This window comes from Streptomyces sp. NPDC001927, from assembly GCF_053594455.1.
Map to the genome: position 1 here is coordinate 261,537 of NZ_JBSFEN010000010.1, position 20,798 is coordinate 282,334.

General features: G+C 71.1%; 21 protein-coding genes and 1 riboswitch. Of the genes, 8 read left to right on the forward strand and 13 right to left on the reverse strand.

The window, feature by feature from the left end; all coding sequences use genetic code 11:
* The first annotated feature begins 11 nt into the window (after positions 1–11).
* Positions 12–1,496 carry a PTS transporter subunit EIIC gene (locus ACWCO8_RS27140; protein WP_451034458.1) on the forward strand — a complete coding sequence of 495 codons (1,485 nt, stop codon included), beginning with the start codon at positions 12–14 and terminating at the stop codon, positions 1,494–1,496.
* A 96-nt stretch (positions 1,497–1,592) separates the two neighbouring features.
* Positions 1,593–1,883 (forward strand): deoxyxylulose-5-phosphate synthase, encoded by a 291-nt coding sequence (locus tag ACWCO8_RS27145; RefSeq protein WP_451034459.1) that lies wholly within the window; start codon positions 1,593–1,595, stop codon positions 1,881–1,883.
* 4 nt (positions 1,884–1,887) lie between these two features.
* Here the strand turns inward: ACWCO8_RS27145 and ACWCO8_RS27150 are convergent, their stop codons facing one another.
* Positions 1,888–3,363 (reverse strand): alpha/beta hydrolase, encoded by a 1,476-nt coding sequence (locus ACWCO8_RS27150; RefSeq protein ID WP_451034460.1) that lies wholly within the window; start codon positions 3,361–3,363, stop codon positions 1,888–1,890.
* 135 nt (positions 3,364–3,498) lie between these two features.
* On the opposite strand from ACWCO8_RS27150, the gene ACWCO8_RS27155 reads away from it, so the two are divergent.
* A complete protein-coding gene (locus tag ACWCO8_RS27155) occupies positions 3,499–4,095 on the forward strand; it encodes a hypothetical protein (RefSeq protein ID WP_451034461.1) in 597 nt (198 codons plus the stop codon).
* Between the two features lie 20 nt (positions 4,096–4,115).
* Here ACWCO8_RS27155 and ACWCO8_RS27160 read toward each other — a convergent pair whose 3' ends face one another.
* Positions 4,116–4,730, reverse strand: a complete 615-nt coding sequence (locus ACWCO8_RS27160; protein WP_451034462.1) for a cysteine hydrolase family protein — start codon at positions 4,728–4,730, stop codon at positions 4,116–4,118.
* A 142-nt stretch (positions 4,731–4,872) separates the two neighbouring features.
* Here ACWCO8_RS27160 and ACWCO8_RS27165 point away from each other — a divergent pair, with 142 nt between their 5' ends.
* On the forward strand, positions 4,873–5,949 hold the full coding sequence (locus ACWCO8_RS27165; protein ID WP_451034463.1) for a GlxA family transcriptional regulator: 1,077 nt from the start codon (positions 4,873–4,875) through the stop codon (positions 5,947–5,949).
* Here ACWCO8_RS27165 and ACWCO8_RS27170 read toward each other — a convergent pair.
* Positions 5,924–6,382, reverse strand: coding sequence for a DUF2000 family protein (locus ACWCO8_RS27170; protein ID WP_451034464.1), 459 nt, complete (start codon positions 6,380–6,382; stop codon positions 5,924–5,926). The two genes, ACWCO8_RS27165 and ACWCO8_RS27170, sit on opposite strands and share 26 nt — an antisense overlap.
* Before the next feature lie 60 nt (positions 6,383–6,442).
* Between ACWCO8_RS27170 and ACWCO8_RS27175 the strand changes: the two genes are divergently transcribed.
* Positions 6,443–7,390: a helix-turn-helix domain-containing protein gene (locus ACWCO8_RS27175; protein ID WP_451034465.1), complete on the forward strand. Its 948-nt coding sequence runs from the start codon at positions 6,443–6,445 to the stop codon at positions 7,388–7,390.
* On the opposite strand, the gene ACWCO8_RS27180 is transcribed toward ACWCO8_RS27175, so the two are convergent.
* The 7 genes from ACWCO8_RS27180 to thrC all read right to left on the reverse strand — a co-directional run bounded on the left by ACWCO8_RS27180 (position 7,307) and on the right by thrC (position 13,673).
* The gene (locus ACWCO8_RS27180; RefSeq protein ID WP_451034466.1) at positions 7,307–8,230 is read right to left on the reverse strand and encodes a hypothetical protein; all 924 of its coding nucleotides are present in this window, start codon (positions 8,228–8,230) and stop codon (positions 7,307–7,309) included. The genes ACWCO8_RS27175 and ACWCO8_RS27180 overlap by 84 nt on opposite strands.
* A gap of 36 nt (positions 8,231–8,266) precedes the next feature.
* A complete protein-coding gene (locus ACWCO8_RS27185) occupies positions 8,267–8,815 on the reverse strand; it encodes a GNAT family N-acetyltransferase (RefSeq protein ID WP_362007534.1) in 549 nt (182 codons plus the stop codon).
* A complete protein-coding gene (locus ACWCO8_RS27190; RefSeq protein ID WP_362007536.1) occupies positions 8,812–9,279 on the reverse strand; it encodes an SRPBCC family protein in 468 nt (155 codons plus the stop codon). Before ACWCO8_RS27190 ends, ACWCO8_RS27185 begins: the two co-directional genes overlap by 4 nt.
* 199 nt (positions 9,280–9,478) lie before the next feature.
* Complete coding sequence (gene groL / locus ACWCO8_RS27195) at positions 9,479–11,107, reverse strand: chaperonin GroEL (protein ID WP_362007539.1); 1,629 nt, start codon at positions 11,105–11,107, stop codon at positions 9,479–9,481.
* Between the two features lie 323 nt (positions 11,108–11,430).
* Positions 11,431–11,634 (reverse strand): cold-shock protein, encoded by a 204-nt coding sequence (locus tag ACWCO8_RS27200; protein ID WP_005315736.1) that lies wholly within the window; start codon positions 11,632–11,634, stop codon positions 11,431–11,433.
* Positions 11,635–12,052: 418 nt separating this feature from the next.
* Positions 12,053–12,331, reverse strand: coding sequence for a MoaD/ThiS family protein (locus ACWCO8_RS27205; protein ID WP_361960523.1), 279 nt, complete (start codon positions 12,329–12,331; stop codon positions 12,053–12,055).
* Positions 12,332–12,365: 34 nt separating this feature from the next.
* Positions 12,366–13,673, reverse strand: coding sequence for a threonine synthase (gene thrC, locus ACWCO8_RS27210; protein WP_451034467.1), 1,308 nt, complete (start codon positions 13,671–13,673; stop codon positions 12,366–12,368).
* Positions 13,674–13,690: 17 nt separating this feature from the next.
* Positions 13,691–13,850: riboswitch (SAM riboswitch) on the reverse strand.
* Between the two features lie 120 nt (positions 13,851–13,970).
* On the opposite strand from thrC, the gene ACWCO8_RS27215 reads away from it, so the two are divergent.
* The 3 genes from ACWCO8_RS27215 to ACWCO8_RS27225 all read left to right on the forward strand — a co-directional run bounded on the left by ACWCO8_RS27215 (position 13,971) and on the right by ACWCO8_RS27225 (position 18,296).
* Positions 13,971–14,912: a glucosyl-3-phosphoglycerate synthase gene (locus ACWCO8_RS27215; protein WP_362007544.1), complete on the forward strand. Its 942-nt coding sequence runs from the start codon at positions 13,971–13,973 to the stop codon at positions 14,910–14,912.
* Positions 14,913–14,949: 37 nt separating this feature from the next.
* Complete coding sequence (locus tag ACWCO8_RS27220; protein WP_451034468.1) at positions 14,950–16,776, forward strand: DUF11 domain-containing protein; 1,827 nt, start codon at positions 14,950–14,952, stop codon at positions 16,774–16,776.
* A gap of 77 nt (positions 16,777–16,853) precedes the next feature.
* Entirely contained in the window at positions 16,854–18,296 is a 1,443-nt protein-coding gene (locus ACWCO8_RS27225) for an alpha,alpha-trehalose-phosphate synthase (UDP-forming) (RefSeq protein WP_451034469.1), read from the forward strand.
* A gap of 35 nt (positions 18,297–18,331) precedes the next feature.
* On the opposite strand, the gene otsB is transcribed toward ACWCO8_RS27225, so the two are convergent.
* Genes otsB through ACWCO8_RS27240 form a run of 3 tightly spaced genes read right to left on the reverse strand, consistent with a single transcriptional unit; the run spans position 18,332 to position 20,763 of the window.
* Positions 18,332–19,183 carry a trehalose-phosphatase gene (gene otsB, locus ACWCO8_RS27230; protein ID WP_451034470.1) on the reverse strand — a complete coding sequence of 284 codons (852 nt, stop codon included), beginning with the start codon at positions 19,181–19,183 and terminating at the stop codon, positions 18,332–18,334.
* A 23-nt stretch (positions 19,184–19,206) separates the two neighbouring features.
* Positions 19,207–19,479 (reverse strand): DUF3263 domain-containing protein, encoded by a 273-nt coding sequence (locus ACWCO8_RS27235; RefSeq protein WP_451034471.1) that lies wholly within the window; start codon positions 19,477–19,479, stop codon positions 19,207–19,209.
* 12 nt (positions 19,480–19,491) lie between these two features.
* Entirely contained in the window at positions 19,492–20,763 is a 1,272-nt protein-coding gene (locus ACWCO8_RS27240) for an ABC transporter substrate-binding protein (protein ID WP_451034472.1), read from the reverse strand.
* Positions 20,764–20,798: the final 35 nt, after the last annotated feature.

Sequence of the window (20,798 nt, forward strand, 5' to 3'; positions counted from 1 at the left end):
CACCACCGCACATGAGCACAGACGACAAGAACCGCGCCATCGCCGCCGCGATCCTCCCGCTCGTCGGCGGCCCCGAGAACATCGACTCGGTGGCTCACTGCATGACCCGGCTCCGGCTGGGTCTGCGGGACCGCTCCCTGGTCCAGGACGACGCCCTGCGGGCGCTGCCGGCCGTGATGGGCGTGGTGGAGGACGACACGTACCAGATCGTGCTCGGCCCGGGCACGGTCGCGCGGGTGACGCCAGAGTTCGAGGCGCTGGTGGCGAAGGCACCGGAGGCACCGGATCTGGCGGAGCGGGGCAAGGCGATCAAGGAAGCACAGAAGGCGCGGAACTCCACCCCCTTCAAACTCTTCCTCCGCAAGATCGCGAACATCTTCGTCCCCCTGATCCCGGCGCTGATCGGCTGCGGCATCATCGCGGGCCTGAACGGCCTCCTGATCAACCTGGGCTGGCTGCCGGGCGTGACGCCGGCCCTGGCGGCGATGGCCAGCGGCTTCATGGCCCTGATCGCGGTCTTCGTAGGCTTCAACACCGCGAAGGAGTTCGGCGGTACGCCGATCCTGGGCGGCGCGGTGGCGGCGATCATCGTCTTCCCGGGGGTGGCGAAGATCGACGCGTTCGGCCAGTCCCTGTCTCCGGGCCAGGGCGGCGTACTGGGCGCACTGGGCGCGGCGGTACTGGCGGTGTACGTGGAGAAGTGGTGCCGCCGCTGGGTCCCGGAGTCGCTGGACGTCCTGGTGACGCCGACGCTGACGGTCCTGGTGTCGGGCCTGGTGACGATCTTCGGCCTGATGTTCGTGGCGGGCGAGATCTCCACGGCGATCGGCGACTTCGCCAACTGGCTGCTGGCCAACGCCGGCGCGGGCGCGGGCTTCGTCCTCGGCGGTCTGTTCCTGCCGCTGGTGATGCTGGGCCTGCACCAGGCCCTGATCCCGATCCACACGACGCTGATCGAGCAGCAGGGCTTCACGGTCCTGCTCCCGATCCTGGCGATGGCGGGCGCGGGCCAGGTCGGCGCAGCGATGGCGGTCTACGTCAAGCTCCCCCGCAACGGCTCCATCCGCCGCACGATCAAGTCCGCCCTCCCGGCCGGCTTCCTGGGCGTGGGCGAACCCCTGATCTACGGCGTCTCCCTCCCCCTGGGCCGCCCCTTCGTCACGGCCTGCGTAGGCGGCGCCTTCGGCGCCGGCTTCATCGGCCTCTTCAACATGCTGGGCGACAAGGTCGGCTCCACCGCCATCGGCCCCTCGGGCTGGGCCCTCTTCCCCCTCCTCGACGGCAACAAGGGCCTGGGCGAAACGATCGCGATCTACGCAGCGGGCCTCCTGGCCGGCTACGCGGTCGGCTTCGTAGCCACCTACTTCTGGGGCTTCAGCCCCCGCCTCCTGGAAGAACACAACGTAGACACAGCCCCGGCGGAAACCCCGGTGGCTGCTGCGGGCGGCCCCACGCCCCCGACGACGACCCCGGAAGCGCAGCCGCTGAAGGTCTGAGCGACGGAAGTACAAAACAAAGGGCCGCCCCCGGCACGAATCCGGGGGCGGCCAAACTCCGTGGCAGCCCCGGCCCCGCAGACCTACGCTGCCCCCATGGGACACGCCAAGACCTCCTACGTCTGCCTGCCGTGCCGCGCTTCGTACAAGCAGCCGTACGGCGAGGAGCGTGAGCGGCGGTGTCCGCAGTGTGCGGGACGGATGATCCACGCCGGTTCCGCCTTCGCCCCTCCGCCCCGCCGTGACAAGGCCGCCTGGCGGACCCTCACGCTGCTCCTGAACGCGGGCGTCGGTTTCCACAAGAGCTGCTGCGGCGGCCCGGGTTACCGCCCCCGCGAACTCCGCGAGGCCCGCGCCTGGCTGGCGGCACGGCGCCCCGCTCGCTGACCCCCTAGCCGCAGTACGCATCCCCCGTCGGCCGCTCCCCCGTCTTCAGGAACGTCGTCACGGTGGTGTTGCCGCAGGTGTTGCCGTTGCTCAGGTACATGCCGTGGCCGCCCTTGTCGACGGTGACCAGGCGGGCGCGATTGCCGAGGGCCTCGCGCATCTTCAGGCCGCTCGTGTGCGGGGTGGACGGGTCGCGGAGGCTTTGGATCATGAGGATGTTGGAGGGGCCGCGGTCGGTGATGCGGGTCGGCTTCTCGGCCGGGGACTTCCAGAAGGAGCAGGGGGTCATGTTGACCGGCATGCCCGCCGTCAGCGGGTGGCGGGCGCGGTCGACGGCGACGGCGCGCTCGTGGGCGCGGACCGAGCTCGGCCACTTCACGTCGTTGCAGATCACGGCGACGCTGAGCGCCGCGTCCGAGTCCGGCATCGCGGCGGAGGACTGGGCGGGGAGGACGGGCGTGCTCTTCGGGTCCTGGGCCGACCGGACCAGTTCCGCGAAGGGCGCGAACGCGGTGTCCGAGTAGAGGGCGTTCTGCAGCGCCTGCCGGAGAATGTTGCCCGTCAGCGGGACACCCGGCGTCGTCGACTCCTTCGGCTCGTTGTCGAGGTGAGTCGCCAGGGCCAGGATCAACGGGCGTACATCCGAAGGGTGTTCGGCCAGGCGCGAGTCGCCTCGCGCCGGGTCCGCCGCCCACGTCGCGAAGTCCGGGAAGCGGTCCTCCGCGCCCTTCGCCATGTCCGCCAGCCAGCCCCGGGCGACCCGCTCCGGGTTCGGGTCGGCGCTGCTGTCCAGGACCCAACGGTCCGTGCGGTGCGGGTACTTCGTCGCGTACACCGCCCCTACGTACGTCCCGTACGACACCCCCCACGCCGAGAGCTTCTCCTCCCCGAGCGCCTGCCGGAACCGGTCCAGGTCCCGGGCCTGGTTCGCCGTGGTGAAGCTGCGCAGGCGCTCGCCGCCGTTGCGCAGACAGGCCTCGGCGGTCCGCCGTGACCGTTCGACGTTCTCGTCGATCGACCCGTCCGCGGCCGGCCACGACCGCAGGGTCACCATCCGCCGGTCCTCCGGGTCGAGCCCGCAGTTCGCCGTCGAACTCCCGCCGACCCCGCGCGGGTCGAACGCCACCAGGTCGTACGCCCCGTCCAGCTCCTCGACCAGCGCCGCACCCTTCTGCGAGAGCCGCTGCACCCCCGAGCTGCCGGGCCCGCCCGGGATCACGACCAGCGTCCCGCGCCGTGCCTCGGGGCGGTCGCTGCGGATCCGGGAGACCGCGAGGGAGAGGCGGGGGCCGGCCGGGTCGGCGTAGTCCTGCGGTACGGAGAGGGTGGAGCACTCCTGGCCGAGGCCCGCGGGGCCGCACGCCGCCCAGGAGAGTCGGTCGGCAGGAGCCGACCTTTCCGCCGCGTGGCCTGTCGTCGAGAGCGAGGCCGCCACGGCTGCGGCGGAGAGAACCAGGGCGACGCGCTTGTGTGTGATCATGCGACATACCCTCGCGGAAACGGCTCCCCGCCCCCATCCGGCGAGCAACCGACTCCCCGGTGGGGTCAACCCCCGTATCCCGGGGGGAGGTTCATCACCCTCCTCCCCCGGCCGACCCCACTGGAGCGCCCACTCATGACGGACACCCCGCGCCCCTGGTACACCCCCCGCCGCCTGCTCCTCGCCGCCGGGCTCCTCGTCCTGGCCCAGGCCGCCGGCTGGTGGGCGGACCAGGACGGCGGACTGCTCCTGGTGGCCCGGCTGTTCCACCACCCCATGCTCTTCGGCGTGCTGGTCCTGGGCCTGCTCACCTCCGCCGTGATGCTCGCCGTACGCTCCCTCGTCGTCCGCATCCTGGTCGGCGCGGCCGCCGGACTGGCTCTCCTCCTGACCGTGCCCGTCATGTTCCTCATGACCTCGACCACCTCAGAGACGATGGACCGGGCGGCCCCCGGCCGCACCGACCGCCACCTCGTCGTCGAGGAGGGTTCGGCGATGATCGACCCGCTGTGGTGGGTCTACGTCGACGAGGGCTGGGGCCCGACCGCGCGCCGCTGGAAGGTGGGCTTCTTCAACGGCGACGTGTCCTCGTACGGCCTCACCGAGGCGTCCTGGGCGGGCCCCGACCGGATCCGTATCGTCACCGGCGATGTCGGCGTCGACGCCCGGACCCACTACATCGACCTCGACCCCCGCACCGGCAAGCCCCTGCGCACCCTCATCTTTGGCTGACCCTCGGCGAAGCTCTCAGCTCAGCCCAGCTCCGACCCCGACGCGACCACCACCCCGTACAGGTCGCCGATCGTCGCGAGCGCGCTGTGGTGGAGCTGCTCGGCGGCGACAGTGGCGACCCCCGCGACCCCCGCGACCCCCGTACGCAGGGGTCGGGTCGCGCAGGCGTCGGCGACGACGGTGGGGCGGTTCCCGCGCAGGAACGCGCCCTCGGCGGTGAACGTCACGCACATGTGCGTCATGAACCCGGCGATGACGACGTCCTTGTGACCGGCCGCGTCGACATGCTCGGCCAGGTCGGTGTTCACGAACGCGTTCGGCACCTGCTTCACGACGACGGCCTCGCCCTCGACGGGCGCCACGCTCGGGTGGATCGCGCCGATCTCGGCCCGGATGTCGTACGGGGTTCCCTCGCCGCCGTCGTTGACGACGTGGATCACCGTCGCGCCCGCCTCGCGCGCCCGCCCGAGCAGCTCGGCCGCCGCTTCGAGCGCGGGCTGCCAGCCGTCCAGCTCCATCACGCCGCGCGTGTACGTGTTCTGGTAGTCGACGAGGATCAGCGTCGCGTCGGCGAGGGACGCGGGCGTGTCGTCGAAGCCGTTCAGCTCGCGGAGTGTCGTGGACCCGTGAGTCATGGACCCGTGAGTCGTGGTCGTACCCATCGAAGTACCCCTCGTTCGGTGTCATTCGCTACGTCTGAAACGCTATGGCCGACCACGACGCGTCGGCAATGTCACCCAACTTGCAGATACGGACATCGCGAGGGAGCCCGCCCGCATGAGCCCCAACCCGAGCCCCAGCCCGAGCCCGGTGGAACGCCTCATCGTCATCGTCCTCTTCGACGGCGTCGACCTCCTCGACGTCACCGGCCCGCCCGAGGTCTTCGCGCTCCTGCGCCGCGAGACGGAGGACGCCGCCGGCTACCGCGTGCTCCTGGCCGCCGAGACCATGGACCCGGTGACGACGTCAGCGGGGGTACGGATCCTCCCCGACGTCACCTTCGACGAGGCGGCCGCCCTCAGGACGGACACCCTCCTCGTCCCCGGCTCCGTCGAGGTCCAGACCGACGCGGACGGGCAGCGCCGCGTGCACGCCCTCGCCGACCCCGCGGTCGTCGACCGTGTCCGTACCCTCGCCGCCCGGACCCGCCGCGTCACCTCCGTCTGCGTCGGCGCGCACATCCTCGCCGCCGCCGGGCTGCTCGACGGCAAGCGCGCCACCACCCACTGGTCGACCGCGCGCCAACTCGCCGCCGAACACCCGCTGGTCGAGGTCGACGCCGACCCGATCTTCATCCGCGAGGGCGACGTGTGGACCGGCGCCGGGATCAGCGCCTGCCTCGACCTCTCGCTCGCCCTCGTCGCCGAGGACTTCGGCGAGACCGTCGCGCTGCGCGTCGCCCGCCAGCTCGTCATGTACCTCAAGCGCCCCAGCGGCCAGAGCCAGTTCAGCGTCCCGCTCGAACCGGTCTCCACGACCCGGCGCGTCGAGGACCTGCGCCACCACATCACCCGCCACCTCGCCGAACCCCTCACGGTCGACGACCTCGCCGCGTACGCGAACGTCAGCAGCCGCCAGCTCACCCGGATCTTCAAGGACGAACTCGGCATGACCCCGGGCGTCTACATCGAGGCCGCCCGCGTCGAACGCGCCCGCGCCACTCTCGAAACCTCCGACGGCACCCTCGAACGCATCGCGGCCACCTGCGGCTTCGGCACGACCGACACCCTGATCCGCGCCTTCCGCCGCCGCCTCGACACCACCCCGACCGAATACCGCCACCGCTTCCGCACGGAGCCGAGGACGGACCCGAGGACGGACCCGGAGCCTACGGGTGCATCCGCGCGCCCTTGAGCGCCTTGTCGACCGCGTTCCGCGGGCCGTACACGGCGAGTCCGACCACGTCGAGGCCGCCCGTCGGCACCGCGCGCACCGCGGCCCGGTTGTCGCGGTCGTTGCCGGTGGCGAAGAGGTCGGCGGTGAAGACCGCGTGGGGCAGGGCGCGCGACAGTACGCGGGCGTGCGCGGCGGTCAGCGTCTCCTTCGAGCCCTCGAAGACGAGGACCGGCTGCCGGAACATCGGCAGATACGGGACGTCGTCGGCGTCGGCGTACGGCTCGCCGATCACCTCGGGGAGCTCCGTGCCGAGGCCGCTGACCAGGAACGCGGTGACGTTCAGCCGCTGCCAGGTCTCCAGGTCGTCCCGCAGCAGCACGGCGATCTTGTTGTCGAACCGTACGGGCGGGTTCGTGTCGGTGCTCGTGTCGGTGCTCGTGTCACTGTTCATGCTCTGAGACTGCCCGTCGGCCCTCGGGCCGTTCTTGTACGTTCTTGGCATGGTGGCAAGGTGACGCGTGAAACGGTGACCGCTTGGCGCCCGCGGATCCCCGGGGTCGTCGAGGTCTTCCACGCCCACTTCACCGAGCACGCGTACCCGATGCACGTCCACGACGCCTGGACGCTCCTGATCGTCGACGACGGCGCGGTCCGCTACGACCTCGACCGGCGCGAGCACGGCACCCCGCACGACACGGTCTCGCTGCTGCCGCCCCAGGTCCCGCACAACGGCTCCCCCGCCACCGACCACGGCTTCCGTAAACGCGTGCTCTACCTGGACCTGACCCAGCTGGACGAGAGCTTCATCGGGCCGGCCGTGGACGGCCCCGACCTCGCCGACCCGCTGCTCCGCGCCCGGGTCGCGCGGCTGCACGCGACGCTGGCGCACCCGGGCGACGAGCTGGAGGCGGAGAGCCGCCTGGCCCTGATCGCCGAACGCCTCCGCGGCCACCTGCGCCCCCGCCTCACCCCCGCCCCCACGGTCGCCGCACGAAGCGTGGCGCACACCCTGCGGGAGCTGCTCGACGCCCGGCTGGAGGAGGGCGTGAGCCTGGAGGAGGCCGGGCGGCTCCTGCACGCCCACCCCACCCACCTGGTACGGGCGTTCACCACGGCCTTCGGCATCGCCCCGCACCAGTACGTGACGTCCCGCCGCGTCACCCGGGCCCGCGGCCTGCTCCTCGCCGGCCGTCCCGTCGCGGAGGTGGCCACGGCGACGGGCTTCTACGACCAGTCGCACCTGACCCGCCACTTCAAACGCCACGTCGGCACGACCCCAGGACGCTTCGCCAGAAGCCGACCAGCCACAAGCCGACCCGTCACCAGCCGGCCGTTCAGTAGCCGACCAGCCACCAGCCGGCCAGTCAGTAGCCCCTCAGAACCCGCTCGCGCAGCTGAAGCCACCCCCGCTATACCCGCCCGACCCGCTCGTCCCGCTCCCGCCCGTGCTCCAGCGTGACGGAGAAGGGGGCGGCGGGGGCTCGGTAAGGGTGCGGTAGTTCTCGTAGAACAGCTCCTGCCACCAGTTCCGGAACGCCACGCCCACCTCCCGCCGTGCCTCCCGCAGCGCGGCGCGGTCCCAGACGACGTCGGGCAGGTTCAGGTCGAGGAGCGCCCGCCGCAGCCCCGCCAGGTCGACGCGCGCGCCGTCCCCGCCCCGGGCCTCGGCCGGCAGCTCGACGCTGCGGACGTCGTGCCGGAAGACGTGCACCGTGCGCCGACCGCCCCCGGCGTCCACCACGCACCAGCCCCACACCGCCCGCTCCGCGAGCCGCGCCCGCCGCCCGCGCTCCTCCGCCCTCAGCCGCTCCCGCTCGCGGATCTCCGCCGCCACCCGCTCCTGCTCGGCCTGCACCACCGCACGGATCTCCTCGCCGACCGGCGCGTACGCCGCGAAGGCATCCTGGAGCACCCGCTCGTACCGCCCCCGCGCCTCCTCCCAGGCGTCGAGGGCGCGCCGCAGGGCCAGCGGCCTCCGCCACGGGAGGGCGACGACCCGGGCGTGCGCGGCGCGGAGTTCGGCGCTGATCGCGTCCACGGTCCTGACGTGGACGACGGCGGCGTTCACCCAGCGGCGGCACGCCTCCGGGGTGCACGGGACGACCGCCCCCGTGGCGTCGCGGAGGCCCGGGGTCCGTACGGAGAAGTAAGGGCCTTCGAATCTCTCAGTCAGGAGGTAGTCGGGGAAGTTCTCGTAGACATGGACCTTCCCCTCGACCCGTACGACCTGGTCCACACCGTCCTGACGGCCTGACAGCTCCCAGTAGTGGGAGAGGTGCGGTAACTCCGAGCGACGCATCGGCTCCACCCCCGCGGGTCCGGTTCCCCCCTCCCCTTACCCAGGGCGGCCCGCCCGCACCCGCCCGTACATCACCATGTCCCGCCGCTCGCCGCCCACTTCCTGCCAGGACCGCAGCAGCCCCTCCCGTACGAACCCGGCCCGCTCGGCCGTCTTCACCGAGGCCTCGTTCCACGGTTCGAGGAGCAACTGAAGCCGGGGGATACCCAGTTCGCCCTGCGCCCAGGCGCTCACCGTCGTCAGCGCCGCCGCCGCGGCGCCCTCGCCCCGGCAGGAGGGGACGATCCAGTAGCCGAGGGTCGCGCGGCCCTCCGGCAGGTCGCGGAGCCAGAGGCCGATCATGCCCGCCGGGCGGGCGTCGCGGCGGCGGACGACCACGAAGGAGTAGCCCGCGCCCGACTCCGCGCGGCTCCACTGCCGGCGTACGAACGCCTCGCCCTCACCCTCCGAGTACACCGGCGGGACCGTGTTCGTCAGCGGGATGTACGGGTCCGTCGACGCCTCCTCCACGAGCGGCAGGTCCGCCCGCTCCCAGGCCCGCAGCTCGTACGGCCCCGCGTCGAGGCGCGGCACGTCCAGGCTCACATCATCTCCAGGTACACCGCGAGCCTGTCGTACTCCTCCTTGATCCCGGCCTCCATGCCCGTCGCGAGCGCCTGGTCGCGGATCTCCGTCGACGGCCAGATCGAGGTGCTCGTGAGCGCCGTGCCGCCGTCGGGGGTGTCGTCGAAGGTGAGGGTGACGTGCACCGCCGGGCCCGGCATCAGCTCGAAGACCTCGGTGTAGACGAGGCGCTCGTTCGGCAGGATCTCCTCGTACGTTCCGGAGAAGACGATCTCCCGGCCGTCGGGCGCCTTCTGGCCCCAGCGCCACGCGCCGTCGACCCGGAGGTCGATGTCGCAGACGGTCGTGGGCATCGCGGCCACGCCGTACCACTGGCGGACGTGCTCGGGCCGGGTCCACGCCTCCCAGACGCGGGCGGGCGGGGCGTCGAAGGTGCGGGTGATCACCAGCTCGCGCTCGGTCGGTGTCGTCAGCAGCGTGATCATGGCTCGCTCCCACCTTCCGTAGGCCTTGCGTAGACCTTCCGTAGGCCTTCCCTGGACCTTCCGTAGGCCTTCCCTGGACCTTCCGTAGCCCGTGCGCCGCCCCCACCCCACCAGCATCACCCCGAACGCCCGAGGGCGGCACCCCCAGCAGGGAGTGCCGCCCTCAGTCGCGTACAGCGAGGAGCTACTGAGCCGAGGCTCAGAAGTCCATGTCACCGCCCGGCATGCCGCCCGGAGCGGCCGCGGAGGCCTTCTCCGGCTTGTCGGCGATGACGGCCTCGGTGGTCAGGAACAGCGCGGCGATGGAGGCCGCGTTCTGCAGCGCGGAACGCGTCACCTTCGCCGGGTCGATGATGCCCTCGGCGATGAGGTCCACGTACTCGTTGGTCGCGGCGTTCAGGCCGTGGCCGACGGGCAGGTTGCGGACCTTCTCCGCCACGACGCCGCCCTCGAGGCCGGCGTTGACGGCGATCTGCTTCAGCGGAGCCTCGAGCGCCAGCTTGACGATGTTGGCACCGGTGGCCTCGTCGCCCGTCAGGTCCGCCTCGAGCTTCTCGAAGACGTTGGAGGCCTGGAGCAGGGCCACGCCACCACCGGCGACGATGCCCTCCTCGACGGCCGCCTTCGCGTTGCGAACGGCGTCCTCGATGCGGTGCTTGCGCTCCTTGAGCTCGACCTCGGTCGCGGCACCGGCCTTGATGACCGCAACACCGCCGGCGAGCTTCGCCAGGCGCTCCTGCAGCTTCTCGCGGTCGTAGTCGCTGTCCGAGTTCTCGATCTCGGCGCGGATCTGGTTGACGCGACCGGCGACCTGGTCGCTGTCACCGGCACCGTCGACGATCGTGGTCTCGTCCTTGGTGATGACGACCTTGCGGGCGCGGCCCAGCAGGTCCAGGCCCGCGTTCTCGAGCTTGAGGCCGACCTCCTCGGAGATGACCGTGCCGCCCGTGAGGATGGCGATGTCGTTCAGCATGGCCTTGCGACGGTCGCCGAAGCCCGGAGCCTTGACCGCGACGGACTTGAAGGTGCCGCGGATCTTGTTGACGACCAGGGTCGACAGGGCCTCGCCCTCGACGTCCTCGGCGATGATCAGCAGCGGCTTGCCCGACTGCATGACCTTCTCCAGGAGCGGGAGCAGGTCCTTGACCGAGGAGATCTTGGAGTTGACGATCAGGAGGTACGGGTCGTCCAGGGACGCCTCCATACGCTCCATGTCGGTGGCGAAGTACGCCGAGATGTAGCCCTTGTCGAAGCGCATACCCTCGGTGAGCTCCAGCTCCAGACCGAAGGTCTGGGACTCCTCGACGGTGATGACGCCTTCCTTGCCGACCTTGTCCATCGCCTCGGCGATGAGCTCGCCGATCTGGGTGTCGGCGGCGGAGATGGAGGCCGTGGAAGCGATCTGCTCCTTGGTCTCGACATCCTTCGCCTGCTCGAGCAGGGCGCCGGAGACGGCCTCGACGGCCTTCTCGATGCCGCGCTTGAGGGCCATCGGGTTGGCGCCGGCCGCCACGTTGCGCAGGCCCTCGCGGACGAGCGCCTGGGCGAGGACGGTCGCGGTGGTCGTACCGTCACCGGCGACGTCGTCCGTCTTCTTGGCGACTTCCTTGACCAGCTCGGCGCCGATCTTCTCGTACGGGTCCTCGAGCTCGATCTCCTTGGCGATGGAGACACCATCGTTGGTGATCGTGGGGGCGCCCCACTTCTTCTCGAGGACGACGTTCCGGCCCTTGGGGCCAAGGGTGACCTTGACGGCGTCGGCGAGCTGGTTCATCCCGCGCTCGAGACCGCGCCGTGCCTCCTCGTCGAACGCGATGATCTTGGCCATGTGAAGTGGTCCTCCCGGACATGGGGTGGATAACGCTCCAGGACCGCGCCGACGCCCGCGACGGACGGCCTGCGTACCCGGCGGTTCCTTGCCCCACCTGGCCGCGGACCTCGTCTGCCCGATCCTCGTAAGCACTCTCACCTTCAGAGTGCTAACGCCAATGATTAGCACTCGGCCCATGCGAGTGCAAGCGACTCCCACAGATCGAGCGGGGGCCACCGACACACCCCGCACACGCACGAGGGGTCCGCATCCCGGTCAGGATGCGGACCCCTCGGCGTGAGAACGCGTGAGTGCGTACGTGGTGGCCGATCGCGCCGTGCTCAGACGGCGAGCTTGACCATGTCCGCCTGCGGACCCTTCTGGCCCTGCGAGATCTCGAACTCGACCCGCTGACCCTCTTCGAGGGTGCGGTATCCGTCCATCTGGATCGCGCTGTAGTGGACGAATACATCCGCACCACCGTCGACCGCGATGAAGCCGTAGCCCTTCTCCGCGTTGAACCACTTGACGGTGCCCTGAGCCATGCCTAACTCCCCTATTACTGGCCCTTGCGCGGGACCCGCACTTCGCGGACCCGGGTCAGACCCTGCGCCGGAACGCGTCGACCGCGGCTGAATGTATCTGCCCAACTGCCCTCTGCAACAGGTCAATCGGACGAGAATTCTGGGCACGCCGTAAAGGAGAATTCCGGAGAATTGAATGAATTCCGGGGCAAGTCGGGCCCGGCAAAGCGCGCAGAAGGTACAGATCGTTCGCGTACTTTGGCTGCTTCTTGTCGCGTGCGGACGCATTCTCATATGCGGCTGGCACGGAGCAGCGGGGTGAAGCCGGGGGGACTTCCCCAACTCTACCGCGTTCAACCATGCAGAATTGCCCCCTCCGCTTCTCTCGCGGAGGGGGCAATTCGGTTACTCGGGGTAAAGCGAGCGCTCGGCCGTGGGCTCAGCAGCCGCCGGCGACCGCCGGGATGATCGAGACGCCCGCGCCGTCCGGCGTCGCCGTCTCCAGGCCCTGCTCGAAGCGGACGTCGTCGTCGTTCACGTAGACGTTCACGAAGCGGCGCAGCTTGCCCTGGTCGTCCAGGACGCGGGCGGCGATGCCCGCGTGGTTCTTCTCCAGGTCGGAGATGACCTCGGACAGGGTCGCGCCCTCCGCCGGAACCTCGGCCTGGCCGCCCGTGTAGGTACGGAGGATGGTGGGGATACGGACCTTGACGCTCATGTGCTGCTGCCTTCCGTGAACGGACGAGTGGGGGTCAGTGGGCCAGGCCGGCGTCGCGGAACGCGTCCAGGCTCGGCTTGATGGTGGCGGTCGCCTGAGAGGTGTCGGCCACCGCGTCGAGGGTCTTGAGGCCGTCGCCGGTGTTGAGCACGACGGTGGTGAGGGTCGGGTCGATGAGGCCGGCCTCGACCAGCTTCTTCGTCACGCCGACCGTCACGCCGCCCGCCGTCTCGGCGAAGATGCCCTCGGTCCGGGCCAGGATCTTGATCGCCTCGACGACCTGCTCGTCGTTCACGTCCTCCACGGCGCCGCCGGTGCGGCGCGCGATGTCGAGGACGTACGGGCCGTCGGCCGGGTTGCCGATGGCGAGCGACTTGGCGATGGTGTTGGGCTTCTGGGGCCGTACGACGTCGTGACCGGCCTTGAAGGCGGCGGACACCGGCGAGCAGCCCTCGGCCTGGGCGCCGAAGATCTTGTACGGCTTGTCCTCGACCAGGCCCAGCTTGATGAGCTCCTGCAGACCCTTGTCGATCTTGGTGAGCTGCGATCCCGAGGCGATCGGGATGACGAGCTGGTCAGGGATGACCCAGCCCAGCTGCTCGCAGATCTCGTACGCGAGCGTCTTGGAGCCCTCGCCGTAGTACGGCCGCAGGTTGACGTTGACGAAGCCCCAGCCCTCGCCCAGCGGGTCGCCGATGAGCTCGGAGCAGAAGCGGTTGACGTCGTCGTAGTTGCCCTCGATGCCGACGAGCTCTCCGCCGTAGACGGCGGCCATGACGACCTTGCCCTGCTCCAGGTCGTGCGGGATGAAGACGCAGGAGCGGAAGCCGGCGCGGGCGGCGGCGGCGCCGACGGCGCCGGCCAGGTTGCCGGTGGAGGAGCAGGAGAGCGTGGTGAAGCCGAAGGCGCGGGCGGCCTCGAGCGCCTGGGCGACGACGCGGTCCTTGAAGGAGTGCGTCGGGTTGCCCGAGTCGTCCTTGACGAAGAGCTTGCCGGGCTCGACGCCCAGTTCGCCGGCGAGGTTGTCGGCCTGGACGAGCTTGGTCCAGCCCGGGTTCAGGTTCGGCTTCTCGGCGACGTCGGCGGGGACGGGCAGCAGCGGGGCGTAGCGCCAGATATTGGCGGGGCCGGCCTCGATCTGCTTGCGCAGCGCCTCGGGGTCACCGACGGGAAGGTCGTACGCGACTTCGAGGGGGCCGAAACACAGCTCACAGGCGAAGATCGGGCCGAGTGCGAAGACTTCGCCGCATTCCCGGCAGGAAAGGCCGGAAGCGGGACCGAGATCGACCGTCCGAGCGGTGTCGGCGGCGGTGGTGTCGGGGGTAGCAGTCTGTACAGCCATGGAGGCGAGGCCCTTTCTCCTCATCTTTCCCATGACGAACATCGCCATGAGACGGATTTGGCACCTTCCCTAGCCGGGAGCCTCGCGGGCGCAGTGCTGACGACTGCGGACGAGTGACCGACTGGAGGGTTGCCGGGGCTTCAACGGGCCGTTTCCCTCTGCCCCTCTGGATGAGCGGTATTCGATTGTGTGACGCGGGTGGCACCCCGACATGCATCGGGCATCCGCGTTGTTCAAGACTGTAACCGAAGGCCCGGAGGGTTGGACCTGCCGTCCGAACCGCGAGATGGAGATCACGTGCTGGAGGAAGTGGAGCGCTGGCTGGGTCGGCGGTCCTGGTCCGTGGCGGACCGAAGACTCGACCGCGTCCTGGCGGCGAAGCACGGGACGACGGTCAGCGTCGTGCTGCCCGCGCTGAACGAGGAGGCGACGGTCGGCGAGATCGTCTCCGTCATCCGGCGCGAGCTGATGACCGAGGCCGTTCCGCTCGTGGACGAACTGGTGGTGATCGACTCCGGTTCCACCGACCGTACGGCGGAGGTGGCGGCGGCGGCCGGGGCGCGGGTGGTGGCGCGGGACGCGATCCTGCCCCGGATACCCGCCGTGCCCGGCAAGGGCGAGGTGCTGTGGCGGTCACTGATGGTGACCGAGGGGGACATCGTCTGCTTCGTCGACGCGGATCTGCGGGACTTCTCCGCGGACTTCGTCACCGGCATCGTCGGCCCGCTGCTCACCGACCAGGACGTCGACTTCGTGAAGGCGATGTACGACCGCCCGCTCGGCGACACCCCAGGTCAGGGTGGTCGGGTGACGGAGCTGGTGGCGCGGCCGCTGCTCAATCTGCACTGGCCGCAGCTGGCCGGATTCGTGCAGCCGCTGGGCGGCGAGTACGCGGCGCGCCGTTCGCTGCTCGAACGGCTGCCGTTCCCGGTCGGTTACGGAGTGGAGCTGGGCCTGCTCGTGGACGCGCTGCACACGGTCGGTCTGGACGCCCTCGCGCAGGTGGACGTCGGGGTCCGCAAGCACCGGCACCAGGACGGGCAGGCGCTGGGCCGGATGGCGGCGGCGATCTACCGGACGGCGCAGCTGCGGCTCTCCCGTGGCCATCTGGTGCGGCCGCGGCTCACCCAGTTCGAGCGCGGCGAGGAGGGCTTCACTCCGCACACGTACGCGGTGGACACGGAGGAGCGGCCGCCGATGGTGGAGATCGCGGAGTACGCGCACCGCCGCGTGGCGTAACGCCGAATGATGGTGATTTTTGCCTATCTTCCGTTTCATGCGGTTCAAGAATCGGATGATCATGTCGCCGGCGGCGCTCGTCCTCGCCGCCGGCTCACTCGGCTCGCTCTCCCTCGCCGTGGCCGGTCCCGCCGCGGCCGACGTGGTGGAGCCCTTCGGCAAGCGCTACGACGAGTCGCTGTACGGCGACTTCACGACCATCGGCAACACGGTCATGGGCTGCCCCACGGCCCCCGCCGACCTGGCCGCGCGCTGCGCCGGCGCCGCCTCAGGGCAGGGGCGCGACAACAACAACACCTTCGCCATGAAGCGGATCAACACCGCCTCCATGGACGCCGGTTACGGCTCCAGCACCGGCCATGTCGTCGTCCCGGCCGGGGCGAAGGTCGCGTACGCCCGGCTGTTCTGGGGCGGCAACGACGGCACGTACAAGGGGCCGAGCGGGGCGCAGCTGAAGCGCTGCGACATCTCCGGCGCCGATGTGGTGACCTCGCCGGGCGACCACGCCACGACCGCGCCGCACATCAGGGTCGGGGCGGGTCCTGAGACGGCGGTCTCGATCGACAGCTTGGTGACGGACCCGGCGGACACCCGTGGCCCGCACTACTACACGGGCGAGTCGGACGTGACGTCCGCGTTCGAGGGCGTGACCGGCACGGACGCGCAGATCTCGGTCGGCGGCATCTGGGCGCCGGACGGCAAGGGCTGCGTGGCGGGCTGGTCCCTGACGGTCGTCTACGCGTTCCCGGGCCCCGACCCGACCCACGCCCCTGACCGCCGCAACGTGTACGTCTACGGCGGGCACGTCCTGCAGCGCTCCACCTCCCCCGCGACCACGGTCACCGTGGACGGCTTCCACCGGACGACGGGCAAGGCGCGGGCGAGCGTGACGGCGTACGAGGGCGACTGGAACACGCCCGGCGACACCTTCCTCGTCGACGGCAAGAACGTCACCGAGGCGCACACGGGCAACACCGACAACTTCTTCGTCGGCGAGGACGACGGCGCCGTCGCGCCGAAGCTGACGAACAACCTCTCCATCGACGCCAAGGCCTTCGACATCCCGGACGGCGCGATCCCGGTGGGCGCGCGGTCGGCGGAGCTGACGTTCACCACGACGGGCGACACGTACGTGCCCTCGGGCCTGGCCTTCTCCGTACCGGTGCCGGACCTGGAGATCACCAAGACGGCGAGCCCGACGAAGGTGAGGCCGGGCGACACCCTGACGTACACGGTCACCGCGAAGAACATCAGCCGGCTGGACCACCCGAACGCCAAGTTCAGCGACGACCTGACCGGCAACCTGGACGACGCCGCCTACCTGGGCGACGCGAAGGCGACGCTCGGCAAGGTCACGTACGACGCGCCGAAGATCGGCTACGTCGGTGACATCCCGGCCGGGCAGACGGCGACGGTCACGTACTCGGTGAAGGTCCACGACCCGGTGCGCGGCGACGGCACGCTCCGCAACAGCGTCGAGGTCGAGTCCCCGCGCTCGAACTGCGGCGAGGGCAGTGAGGACCCGGCGTGCGCGGTGACCCCGGTCCTGGATCCGCCGAGGCCGAGCCCGAAGCCGGCTCCGTCGAAGCCGGAGCCGGAGCGGGAGCCGTCGGCCCCGGTGGATCCCACCCCAACGGAGTCGGAGGTGGCGCCGACCCCCGCACCGACCACCCACCAGCCCCGCCCGACCCCCCACGTCCCGGACGGCCCGGACATCCCGCAGGGCCCGCACGGTCCCGGCGGCTCGATGGCCGAGACCGGCTCCAGCGGTGAGCGGCTCTGGCTGCTCGGCGGCCTCGCCCTCGCCCTGGCCGCGACCGGTCTGGTGGCGAAGGCGGCTCTGCGCGGACGCCGCGACCACTGAGCCGTGACGAGGGGCGAGGATTCGCCAGAGTCGTATACGTACGTTTGAGCGTTTACGTGACGGGCTAGGTTCGCCACATGGCTTCTGTGCTCGTCGCGTCCAACCGGGGTCCTGTCTCGTACGCCCTCGCCGCCGACGGCACACTCAGTGCCCGGCGCGGCGGGGGCGGTCTCGTCTCGGGGCTGAGCGCGATCTCCTCCCAGGACAGCGTGTGGGTGTGCGCGGCCCTGGGGGAGGGCGACCGCGAGGCGGTCAGGCGCGGGGAGTCCGAGCCGGGCGTGCGGATGCTGGACATCGACCCGGAGGTGTACGCCGACGCGTACAACGGGATCGCGAACTCGGTCCTGTGGTTCCTCCACCACCACCTGTACGAGATCCCGCGCGAGCCGGTCTTCGACGCGGAGTTCCGCCGCCGCTGGGAGTCGTACCGCGCCTACAACCGGGCCTTCGCCGAGGAGCTGGCGGCGCGGGCGGACGAGGGCGCGGCGGTCCTGGTGCAGGACTACCACCTGGCGCTGGTCCCGGGGCAGCTGCGCGAGCTCCGCCCCGACCTGCGGATCGGCCACTTCACGCACACGCCGTGGGCGCTGCCGGAGTACATGCGGATGCTGCCGGAGGACGTCCGCGAGGAGCTGCTCTGGGGGATGCTCGGCGCGGACGAGCTGGGTTTCCACACCTGGGCATGGGCGCAGGCGTTCATCACCGGCGCGCACATCCACGGCCCGGCGGGCGAGGCCGACGGCTTCTGGCGCAGCGACGACCCCTGGCGCGGGGTGGAGCACCGCAGGGCGGGCGGCGAGCCCCGGCGCACCCGGGTGCACGTCTTCCCGCTGGGCGTGGACGCCGACGACCTCCGGTCCCTCGCCCACACCCCCGAGGTCGACGACCGGCTGGCCGCGCTGCGGGCCGAGATCGGCGACCGCAGGACGATCGTGCGGGTGGACCGCACGGAGCTGTCGAAGAACATCGTCCGCGGCCTGCTGGCGTACCGGGAGCTGCTCCAGGAGCACCCGGAGTGGCGCGGCAAGGTCGTCCACATGGCCTCGGCGTACCCCTCCCGCCAGGACCTGGAGGTCTACCGCGCGTACACGGCGTCGGTCGCGGAGCTGGCGGAGCGGATCAACACGGAGTTCGGCACGGACGACTGGCAGCCGGTACTCCTGTCGGTACGGGACGACTTCCCCCGCTCGCTCGCCGCGTACCGCCTCGCGGACGTGGCCCTGATCAACCCGGTCCGCGACGGGATGAACCTGGTCGCGAAGGAGATCCCGGTGGTCTCGGAGGCCGGCTGCGCCCTGGTCCTGTCGACGGGCGCGGGCGCCTACGAGGAACTCCACGAGGACGCCCTGACGGTCAACCCGTACGACATCTCGGAGACCGCCCGCGCCCTCCACCGCGCCCTGACCATGCCCCCCGCCGAACGCGCGGACCGCACGAAGCGCCTGGCCGCCGCCGCGACGGCGCTGCCGCCGCAGCGGTGGTTCCTGGAGCAGCTGGAGGCGCTGCGGGCGGGTTCCTAGGGCCTGAGCCCCAGGAACCCGCCCGGCGCAGGCCCTCAGGTGCCCGCGCCCTCCCGTACCGCCTCCGCCAGGTCCGCCAGGAAGCGGACCACGCCCGCCGGTCCCGAGACCGACAGGTCGGCGCGGTCGGAGAGTTCCTGGACCTCCGTCGAGCCGCTGCAGACGAGCAGGCCCGGGGTGCCGTCCGAGCGGAGTTTCTCGACCGCCGCGAAGGCCGGCAGGTCGCCCAGGTCGTCGCCCGCGTAGAGGACGGAGCCTGCGCCCACCTCGCGTACGTACTCCGCGAGCGCCACGCCCTTGTCCATGCCAGGCGGGCGCAGTTCGAGGACCATGCGGCCGGGTTCGAGGACCAGGCCGTGGCGGGCGGCGAGGTCGCCGAGCGGGGCCTTGAGGGCCTCGAAGGCCGCCTGGGGGTCGGTGGAACGGCGGGTGTGGACCGCGACCGCGCGGCCCTTCTCCTCGATCCAGGTGCCCGGCCAGGCGCCGACGCCGTCCAGGACGCCGGGCAGCTCGGCCCGGACCGCGGCCACGCCCGGGTGGACGGCGGAGGCCTGGACGGTGCCGGTGACCGCGTCCCAGCGCTCGGCGCCGTAGTGGCCGAGGACGACGAGGTGTTCCAGGCCGGGGACGCCGGCGAAGCCGCCGTAGCGGACCGCCACGCCCGCCGGGCGGCCGGTCACCACGGCGACCGAGGCGATCCGCGGGGCCAGGGCGGAGAGCGCGGGGACGGCGCCGGGGTGGGCGCGGGCCTGTTCGGGGTCGGGGACGATCTCGGCGAGCGTCCCGTCGAAGTCGAGGGCGACGACGGCCTTCTCCGGCCGCGCGAGAAGCGCGGCCAGACCGTCGCGGCCTGCGGATGTGGTCGGGTGCGGAAGGCTGCTGACCATACGACGACCCTACCGACGCGGCCTCAGCGGCGCTGCTCCTTCTCCGCACGGACCCGGCGCAGTCGGTTGACCGTCACCGGGTCGTGCGCGAGGGCGCGCGGGTCGTCGAGAAGGGCGTTGAGGAGCTGGTAGTAGCGGGTCGCGGAGAGGCCGAGCCGCTCACGGACGGCCCGCTCCTTGGCGCCGGGGCCCGGCCAGGAGCGGCGTTCGAGCGCGAGCACGGCCCGCTCACGCTCCCCGAGCCCGGTGTCGCCGCTCGGGGCGTCGTCGGGTCGGGGATCGCTCGCGTCGGTCATACGAACAACCTATTACTCCGCGCTCTCGGCCGCCGTCGCCTTGCGGGCGATCCCGCCGAGCACCTCGGCCGGCTTCCCGCCCGGGGTGACGGCCTTGCCGATGTTCTGCTTGATGGTGTCGCTGACCTGGGCCCAGGAGGTCTTGCCGACCGGCGGGAGCTGCGAGTTCGGCAGCTCGGCGAGGAACTCGTGGAGGTCCTTGTGCTCCGGGTCGTTCTCCATCCGGGAGTACGCGCTCACGGTCGGCGGCAGCAGGTCGTTGTCACCGGCGAACTTCAGCACGTTCTCGTCGCTGAAGACGAAGTCGAGGAAGTCGCCGATCTGCCGGCCGTGGCCGTTCTGCTTGAAACCCATGATCCAGTCGGCGACGCCCATGGACGCCTTGGACTTGCCGTCCGCGCCGGGCAGCGCGACCTTGCCGACCTTGACGCCCTTCTTCTGAGCCTCCTGCATCAGCGAGGGGTGGCCGTTGAGCATGCCGACCTCGCCGCGCGAGAAGGCGGCGAAGGCGTCCTTGCGGTTGAGCTTGCCGGGGGCGACAGGACCGGTGAGCTCCTTCTGGACCAGCTCGGTCTTCAGCCACTCGAACGTCTTGACGTTCTGCTCGGAGTCGATGCGGTAGCGGTCGGAGCCGTCGGTGTAGCCGTCGCCGCCGCTGAGCAGCCACATCATGGTCTCGGCCTGCGCCTCTTCGGGGCCGAGCGGCAGCGCGAAGGGGTACTTCACGTCCTTGGCCTTCAGCTTCTTCGCGGCCGCGGCCAGCTCGTCCCAGCTGGCCGGCGGCTCGCTGATGCCGGCCTTGTCGAAGAGGTCCTGGTTGAAGAAGAGCAGCCGGGTGGAGGCGGCGAAGGGCAGGCCGTACTGGGTGCGCTTGTTCTCGCCGGCCGCGACGAGCGGGGCGAGGAAGTTGGCCTGGACGGGGATGGAGAGCAGCTCGTCGGCGGAGTAGAGCTGGCCCGCGGCCGCGTAGTCGGCGTAGGCGCCGATCTGGGCGATGTCGGGGGCCTGGCCGGCCTTGACCATCTCGGCGACCTTGCGGTCGACGTCGTTCCAGGACTCGATCTGCACCTCGACCTGGACGCCGGGGTGCTCGGCCTCGTAGGCGGCGGTGAGCCCGTCCCAGTACTTCTTGGTGCTGTCGCCGCCGTTCAGGTCGTAATCGGCCGCGACCAGCTTGAGGGTCACATCGCCGGCGGCGCTCTCGGTGAGCCCACAGCCGGACAGACCAGCGGTCAGCCCCAGCGCGGCGATCGTCGCGGTCAGTCCTATGAATCGCCGCTGCACAGCGTCGCCCCACCCTCTGCTCGTCGTTGAGCTGT

Coding starts and splice junctions, on each gene's coding strand:
- thrC (WP_451034467.1), bottom strand. CDS start 13,673: ATGGCTGTACAGACTGCTACCCCCGACACCACCGCCGCCGACACCGCT.
- ACWCO8_RS27150 (WP_451034460.1), bottom strand. CDS start 3,363: ATGATCACACACAAGCGCGTCGCCCTGGTTCTCTCCGCCGCAGCCGTG.
- ACWCO8_RS27200 (WP_005315736.1), bottom strand. CDS start 11,634: ATGGCTCAGGGCACCGTCAAGTGGTTCAACGCGGAGAAGGGCTACGGC.
- ACWCO8_RS27235 (WP_451034471.1), bottom strand. CDS start 19,479: ATGACCGACGCGAGCGATCCCCGACCCGACGACGCCCCGAGCGGCGAC.
- ACWCO8_RS27180 (WP_451034466.1), bottom strand. CDS start 8,230: ATGCGTCGCTCGGAGTTACCGCACCTCTCCCACTACTGGGAGCTGTCA.
- ACWCO8_RS27225 (WP_451034469.1), top strand. CDS start 16,854: ATGGCTTCTGTGCTCGTCGCGTCCAACCGGGGTCCTGTCTCGTACGCC.
- ACWCO8_RS27160 (WP_451034462.1), bottom strand. CDS start 4,730: ATGACTCACGGGTCCACGACACTCCGCGAGCTGAACGGCTTCGACGAC.
- ACWCO8_RS27220 (WP_451034468.1), top strand. CDS start 14,950: ATGCGGTTCAAGAATCGGATGATCATGTCGCCGGCGGCGCTCGTCCTC.
- otsB (WP_451034470.1), bottom strand. CDS start 19,183: ATGGTCAGCAGCCTTCCGCACCCGACCACATCCGCAGGCCGCGACGGT.
- ACWCO8_RS27205 (WP_361960523.1), bottom strand. CDS start 12,331: ATGAGCGTCAAGGTCCGTATCCCCACCATCCTCCGTACCTACACGGGC.
- ACWCO8_RS27170 (WP_451034464.1), bottom strand. CDS start 6,382: ATGAACAGTGACACGAGCACCGACACGAGCACCGACACGAACCCGCCC.
- ACWCO8_RS27140 (WP_451034458.1), top strand. CDS start 12: ATGAGCACAGACGACAAGAACCGCGCCATCGCCGCCGCGATCCTCCCG.
- ACWCO8_RS27165 (WP_451034463.1), top strand. CDS start 4,873: ATGAGCCCCAACCCGAGCCCCAGCCCGAGCCCGGTGGAACGCCTCATC.
- ACWCO8_RS27155 (WP_451034461.1), top strand. CDS start 3,499: ATGACGGACACCCCGCGCCCCTGGTACACCCCCCGCCGCCTGCTCCTC.
- ACWCO8_RS27190 (WP_362007536.1), bottom strand. CDS start 9,279: ATGATCACGCTGCTGACGACACCGACCGAGCGCGAGCTGGTGATCACC.
- ACWCO8_RS27145 (WP_451034459.1), top strand. CDS start 1,593: ATGGGACACGCCAAGACCTCCTACGTCTGCCTGCCGTGCCGCGCTTCG.
- groL (WP_362007539.1), bottom strand. CDS start 11,107: ATGGCCAAGATCATCGCGTTCGACGAGGAGGCACGGCGCGGTCTCGAG.